Here is a 6,835-nt window from a genome sequence, read left to right as displayed (position 1 = left end):
GCGGCCAACGAGCATGACCTCAATCAGCTGGGTAATCTGCTGCATGGAGAGGAGCAATTTGTCTCAGCCGATGCCGGCTACCAAGGGGCGCCACAGCGCAAGGAGCTGGCCGAGGTGGATGTGGACTGGCTGATCGCCGAGCGCCCCGGCAAGGTAAGAACCTTGAAACAGCATCCACGCAAGAACAAAACGGCCATCAACATCGAATACATGAAAGCCAGCATCCGGGCCAAGGTGGAGCACCCATTTCGCATCATCAAGCGACAGTTCGGCTTCGTGAAAGCCAGATACAAGGGGTTGCTGAAAAACGATAACCAACTGGCGATGTTATTCACGCTGGCCAACCTGTTTCGGGCGGACCAAATGATACGTCAGTGGGAGAGATCTCACTAAAAACTGGGAATAACGCCTTAAATGGCGAAGAAACGGTCTAAATAGGCTGATTCAAGGCATTTACGGGAGAAAAAATCGGCTCAAACATGAAGAAATGAAATGACTGCGTCAGCCGAGAAGAATTTCCCCGCTTATTCGCACCTTCCCTAACCCAAGACGCATGCGGGAAATCAATGACTATGTTTTCCACTGGGTTTTATCACTCATTACACCGACATCCTGTCTGAAAAAATCTGATGGGCTAACCATACCAGAAAGCTTTAAATGAGCCCATCATTGTGATCACCCTCCTCGAACCTGAACGAGCCCCCTCAGGACGACTTGCTCGATAACTACTTACTACCGTTCATACAATCTGAACGTTAAGGTTTGTCTACGATGAAGACGATGGCCTGAGCTTTAAAGCCATAAGTGTCTGAATATATTATATTTTCAATGGTATGTGTCACACTGCGTCAAATTTATAGTAACAATAGCCAAAGCCCCGAACACATCTACAGAGACACCTTCAGGCACAGTGTTCAGATCTAATCGCCTGGCCTCCCCAAACAACCTAGTGGTGTGCTGTTCGAGAATCTCATCCAGCTCTAAAGATGAGATGGATCTTCTCCAGCGAGGGTGAGCCTTAAAGTCCTCTATAACGCAGTGTTGCAAGCATAAATGTGGGACTTCGACCCACCCGCCTGAATCAACGGAGGTATGTACCTTGGCTTGAAAAATGACTCTGACCATCGTGAAACATCCAGATGCAAAAACTGGGAGACTTGATGATATGAGGTTAGTTCATTAATGACAAACAAGTTAACTGCGGAATGGCTTTTTGCTAGGATGGTCGAATAAAACTAGGCTGTGTTCTCAAAATGCTGGTTTTCTGTCCACACATAACTCGCGCAAGTAGCGAAGGCAGAATGCCAGTTTGATAAAGGCTGCAAAACTCTTGGCTAGCTTTTCATATCTCGTTGAAAACCGGCGAAACTTCTTCAACCAACCGAAGCACCGCTCCACGACATTGCGCCTGCGGTAATGCACCTTGTCCAGTACCAATGGACGCCCCTTATGGCGCCGTTGCTGGTCGCTGCGTTGCGGAATGACCGCTTTTATCCTTCTCCGCCGTAGCTCGGCTCGAAAGGCTTTGCTGCTATAGGCCTTGTCTGCGGCAAGATGCGCTGGCCGTGTTCGGTAGCGACCTGATGACGTTGGTATCCTCGCCATTGCCAACGCGCTTGTTGCATAGCTGATTTCTGCTGATTGCCCCGGTGACAGGCAGAAGCTCAGTGGTAAGCCATGACCGTCCGTGACCAAGTGAATTTTGCTGCCGAAACCTCCCCGCGAACGGCCAAGGGCTTGATTCATTGAGGTGTTTTTTTACGTGCACCGGCAGCATCTTTGGATGCTCTGACATTGGAGCCGTCCAGGCACCACAGGTCGAAATCGATGAGCCCTTCTTCATTGAGCTTGAGTTGCAGCGCTTCCAGAATGGCATCAATCCGGCCTGCATCCTGCCAACGCCGGAAGGTGTTGTAGACCGAATTCCATGGTCCGAAACGTTCTGGAAGGTCTCGCCAAGGAGCTCCGGTGTGGAGTATCCAGAGAATGCCATCGAGCACTTGGCGTGTTTCACGGGTAGGGCGCCCGATCAGGCTTCGAGAAGGAAACAGGGCTCGATAAGCCCCCATTGTGCATCAGTCAGCTGATAACGGCGGGACACGGAATGGATCTTAAGCTGTTGAGAAGATGTGAGATTATATCTTCATCACTTTAAGAACACAGCCTAGGGGGATTCTAGGCGAGCTCTTGTTTGTCGAGCGAGCGACAACCACGCTACCAAGAGTGCAAACACTGCTCCTGTCATCAAAGATGAGATGGCTCGAAATCATAGGTCTACCTACTGTAATATACTGTCAGTACATCAGATCTACAGATGCACAGTATATGTTGGCAGCGTACAGTGCCCACACAACAAGGAGATGTTGATGCAAAGCCCTGTAGTACCGGATAACGAACGGCTTCGCTTAGACGCATTGCGCCGTTTAGCGATACTTGATAGCCCCGCAGAGGAGCGTTTTGACCGGATTACCAGGATGGCTCGCAACATGTTTGATGTGCCCATCGCATTGGTTTCATTGGTGGATGAAAACAGACAGTGGTTCAAGTCATGTTGTGGGTTGCCGGTATTGGAGACACCGCGAGACATTTCTTTTTGTGGTCATGCAATTCTCGGTGAAGAACTGTTTGTAGTTGAAGATGCGGCCCAAGATCCACGATTTTCTGACAACCCCTTAGTCACGGGGGAACCACACATTCGCTTCTATGCAGGCCATCCACTAGAAGTTGGGAACGGTTTGAAGCTGGGTACATTGTGCATCATAGACTCTAAACCCAGGGGTTTTAGCCCACGAGACCAAGCGCTGTTAGCTGATTTGGCATCCATGGTTGAGAGTGAGTTACAAGCCGTTCAGAGAGCAACCATAGATGAATTGACGGGGATAACTAACCGTAGAGGATTCATGCTGCTCGCCGAAAAAAGTTTGAAATATGCATTTCGTGTAAAACACACAGCGGCCTTACTTTTTTTAGATCTAAATCACTTCAAACTAATTAACGATAAGTTTGGTCATGACATTGGCGATGACGCGTTGCGACATATGGCCGAGTTGTTATGCCGAGTATTCCGCGATGCTGATATATTCGCTCGCCTTGGTGGGGATGAATTCGTTGTCCTTTTACCTGGCACTGGTAGTGAACATTGTCAGAGAATTAAAGAGCGGCTGAATCATGCAATAGATGACTTCAATAGTCATAGTGGTAAGCCATACCAGTTGTCATGCTCCTTAGGAATTGTGATTTACGATGCTAGTATGCCGCCTAATTTAGATCAACTACTGCGGCACGCAGATGAAGAGATGTATTCATGCAAAGTGAAACGATAAATAGCTGTCGCCAAAAATACAACTATCTGAGCATTTCTTAGAGAAATCATTTTTATACTGGTAAAGAAGTAATTGACCGTATGAAACAAGATACCCTAATCATGGGGATTTTGTTTATTTTATTCAGTGTCTGTGTATAATTTTAATTACTTGTCTATGAATATGCATTGATGGCTTGCTACTCGAATTCCTATACATTAGCTTTCAGCAGAGCAAACCATTTTGGAAGAAACACTATTTAAGTGGCGCGAGCCCATATCTCGTGAGAAATGTCACCAACAGTATTTTAATTTCATTTAGCATGGCGAATTTTTTAACGTGAGCTATATTAAAAGTGGGATGTGTCAATGTGGGGTATGTATGTTTTCACAATACAACATAAGAAACATATTGTTAATTTTCCTTGCGACACTTTCTTCATGCGCTATTGCTGTTGATACCAAAATTGTTCTAGTTAGTTCAGCGGACACTTATCATTCAAAGTATGGGTGCTGGTTATATAATATTTATAGCGAGGCATTTTCTAGATTGGGATATAAATTTCTATATCAGGGCGTTCCTGGTGGAAGAGCACCGATCCTCGCGGAGAATGGCAGTGTTGATGGTGAAATTCATCGGGCATTTGAATACCAACAGCAAACAACCAACTTGATCAGAGTGAATGAATCACATTTCAACGTGACTATTGAAGCTTATGTGTATGACAATAAATCAAAATATAATTCTTGGCATAGCCTAGATAAGGAAGGATTAAGAGTTGAATTCAGGCGAGGCTCAAAACGCGCCGAAGACGCACTTTCCAAGCTTATTACCTCCCCCCTGCCGACAGAGGTAAACACAACTGAGCAGGGATTGAAAAAACTGATAAAAGGACGCGTTGATGTATTTGTGGAGCAGACTCTGGTATTTGATAGGAGCAAGCAAGCATTGCTTGCGGAATCGACCGAGTATAATAAAATATATTCCGCAGGAATTGTTGATACCTTGGCAGGCTATGCGTATCTTAATAAAAAACACTCAAGGCTAGCGAAAGATTTGGCCTTAATGCTAAAAAAAATGAAAACCGAGGGTAGAGTAGAACAACTGCAAGAGCAGTTTTGCTATTATGATTAATTTAAAATCCAGTTCGTGCCATGGTGCTTTACAAGCGTCTGGGGTGCTCGATGATATCCTCGCCTTCATAGAACAACACGAATGAGTTTCGATTGCCCCCCTAGTGATGGTCTCATTAGAAAACCAAATGTGTGTATTTTCGCATACCCGCGCTAAAAATCTGTCATCCGTAATCCAGCATTCTATTTAGTTATATCCAAATGAGTGTCATAATAGCATCGCTTCGGACACAACGTAAAAGGCCGCAAGGATGCAACCGTTCTCTGAAACCAGTGATCCCCACTTTCTTCGCTTAGATGCATTGCGCCGTCTCCAAGTGCTTGACTCCCCAACAGAGGAACGTTTCATTCGTATAACAAGAATGGCTCGCAACATGTTTGATGTGCCTATTGCCCTGATCTCATTCGAAGACAATGAACACGAGTGGGCCAAGCCTTGTTATGGCCTAAACATCCATGAACCTCTTCCTAATATCTCTTTTTGTAAAAATGGATTTCTCAAAGAACGCATGCTTGTTATTGAGGATGCAACCAAAGATCCTCTTTATTATAATAATCCAATGGTTCAAGGGGAGCCATACATCCGATTCTATGCTGGTCATTCATTAGTAATAACTGATGGATTGCATATCGGTTCGTTGTGCCTTATAGACCGTAAGGCTAGGGCTTTTGGAGAAAAGGATAGAGCTTTATTTACCGACTTGGCATTAACAGTTGAAAGCGAGTTACGTGCAGTTCAAATGGCGACAATAGATGAGTTGACGGGGATAACCAACAGGCGAGGTTTTATTCTTCTGGCTGAGAGGTACTTGCAACATGCATACAGAACGAAAAGGGGCCTTTCATTATTGTTTATAGATTTGAATCATTTCAAATCTATAAACGATCGATTTGGTCATGATGTTGGAGATGATGCATTGTGCCAAGCCGCCAGCTTGATCAACTTGATTTTTAGAAATGCTGATATCTGTGCTCGATTAGGTGGTGATGAATACGTGGTTTTACTCCCAGAAACAAACATTAACTATATTGAATCAATCAATAATCGAATAAATCAGATCTTTGATGAGTTCAATAAGCATAGCGGTAAGGTATATAACCTTTCTTGTTCTATAGGCTATGTGGAATATGATGCAACTACACCACCAGATCTAAACTTGTTACTCCGTTTGGCGGATGAGGCCATGTATCGTTGCAAGCAGAATTTATAAATCATATGCACCCTATGGGCATATGATTTAAGAGAGTCGTTAACTAGTATGGCAATAATCTGCAACAATAAAAATATCAAGTTAATTTTTATTTATGTACATTTTTAAATTATAGTTACTTAATAGTTCGGTTATGTGCCCATACAGTAACAGCAACTCTAGACTTTAATTTTAGTTTTCTTAGAATGTTTCTCACATGTATTTTTACCGTCCCATGAGATATATATAATAATTTTGAAATGACTTTGTTTGAGTGACCTTCAGCAAGAAGTTTTACTACATCAATTTCTCTATGGCTTAATGATTCAATAATGCCAACATTACTATCTGATAATGAGATTGACATTACTTTATTGTTTGACTGAGGACTTTCAATTGATGTATCAGCACATATGCTCTTAATGAAGCCAATTAAATCAAGCGGTTCAATATTTTTTGAAAGATATCCATTGGCTCCGAACCTAAACGCTTCTACAACATCAATTTCCAAATCTGACTCGGTGAAGATAACGACCTTGCTTTTTATTTTCTTTGCTCTGATTCTCTTCAGCGTTTCTAATCCATTAAGCACTGGCATTTGAAGGTCAAGCAATATTAAATCTGGTTCATATTCTACTGCCAGATCTAATCCTTCTTTACCATTGCCAGCCTCTGCAATCACCTTCATAAGGTGATCTGTTGAGAGTGTAGCTTTGACTCCTGCCCGCAATATAGCGTGGTCATCTACAAGCAATACTTTTAATGCTTGCATTTCTTCGATTGAAACTTTGTTATCCATAACTACATTCTCAATACCATGCTAGCGTCACATTACACCATACGTGCATAAAAAACACTATAAATCAACACGTTAACCAATATGCAGGATGCAACTCTATAATGGCCCATAGCTATGTATCTTTATCATTTTAACCCCAGTCGTTTGGCTAGGGAAGGTGCGAACAAGTCCCTGATATGAGATCATGTTTGTCATCTGGAGCCATGAAAAAGGGTTCATCATGAGTCATCAGCTCACCTTCGCCGACAGTGAATTCAGCAGTAAGCGCCGTCAGACCAGAAAAGAGATTTTCTTGTCCCGCATGGAGCAGATTCTGCCATGGCAAAACATGGTGGAAGTCATCGAGCCGTTTTACCCCAAGGCTGGTAATGGCCGGCGACCTTATCCGCTGGAAACCATGCTACGCATTCA

5 protein-coding genes and 2 pseudogenes are annotated in these 6,835 nt (G+C 43.6%); 5 read left to right on the top strand and 2 right to left on the bottom strand.

Annotation, left to right across the window (positions count from 1 at the left end):
• The coding region (locus tag AB5Y86_RS10560) for a transposase (protein ID WP_186301958.1) at nt 1-393 on the top strand (393 nt) is incomplete at its 5' end.
• Nucleotides 394-1,248: 855 nt separating this feature from the next.
• Here the strand turns inward: AB5Y86_RS10560 and AB5Y86_RS10555 are convergent.
• A pseudogene (locus AB5Y86_RS10555) lies at nt 1,249-2,101 on the bottom strand (IS5 family transposase).
• A 265-nt stretch (nt 2,102-2,366) separates the two neighbouring features.
• Between AB5Y86_RS10555 and AB5Y86_RS10550 the strand changes: the two are divergent.
• The 3 genes from AB5Y86_RS10550 to AB5Y86_RS10540 all read left to right on the top strand — a co-directional run bounded on the left by AB5Y86_RS10550 (nt 2,367) and on the right by AB5Y86_RS10540 (nt 5,646).
• Nucleotides 2,367-3,323 carry a sensor domain-containing diguanylate cyclase gene (locus AB5Y86_RS10550; protein WP_151286328.1) on the top strand — a complete coding sequence of 319 codons (957 nt, stop codon included), beginning with the start codon at nt 2,367-2,369 and terminating at the stop codon, nt 3,321-3,323.
• A 360-nt stretch (nt 3,324-3,683) separates the two neighbouring features.
• A complete protein-coding gene (locus tag AB5Y86_RS10545; RefSeq protein WP_186301956.1) occupies nt 3,684-4,436 on the top strand; it encodes a transporter substrate-binding domain-containing protein in 753 nt (250 codons plus the stop codon).
• A gap of 250 nt (nt 4,437-4,686) precedes the next feature.
• Nucleotides 4,687-5,646, top strand: a complete 960-nt coding sequence (locus tag AB5Y86_RS10540; protein ID WP_080602637.1) for a sensor domain-containing diguanylate cyclase — start codon at nt 4,687-4,689, stop codon at nt 5,644-5,646.
• A 115-nt stretch (nt 5,647-5,761) separates the two neighbouring features.
• Here the strand turns inward: AB5Y86_RS10540 and AB5Y86_RS10535 are convergent, their stop codons facing one another.
• Entirely contained in the window at nt 5,762-6,424 is a 663-nt protein-coding gene (locus AB5Y86_RS10535) for a response regulator (RefSeq protein ID WP_144716203.1), read from the bottom strand.
• Nucleotides 6,425-6,644: 220 nt separating this feature from the next.
• Here AB5Y86_RS10535 and AB5Y86_RS10530 point away from each other — a divergent pair.
• A pseudogene (locus tag AB5Y86_RS10530) lies at nt 6,645-6,835 on the top strand (IS5/IS1182 family transposase); the annotation flags it as partial.

It is taken from the genome of Aeromonas sp. s8 (assembly GCF_040907785.1).
Lineage (GTDB): Bacteria > Pseudomonadota > Gammaproteobacteria > Enterobacterales > Aeromonadaceae > Aeromonas > Aeromonas veronii.
The sequence above is the reverse complement of the archived record's forward strand: the minus strand, read 5'-3'. Positions and strand labels throughout refer to the sequence as shown.

What these genes read in the sequence shown, in the direction of transcription:
- AB5Y86_RS10550 (WP_151286328.1), top strand. Translation starts at nt 2,367, where the DNA reads ATGCAAAGCCCTGTAGTACCGGATAACGAACGGCTTCGCTTAGACGCA.
- AB5Y86_RS10545 (WP_186301956.1), top strand. Translation starts at nt 3,684, where the DNA reads ATGTTTTCACAATACAACATAAGAAACATATTGTTAATTTTCCTTGCG.
- AB5Y86_RS10540 (WP_080602637.1), top strand. Translation starts at nt 4,687, where the DNA reads ATGCAACCGTTCTCTGAAACCAGTGATCCCCACTTTCTTCGCTTAGAT.
- AB5Y86_RS10535 (WP_144716203.1), bottom strand. Translation starts at nt 6,424, where the DNA reads ATGGATAACAAAGTTTCAATCGAAGAAATGCAAGCATTAAAAGTATTG.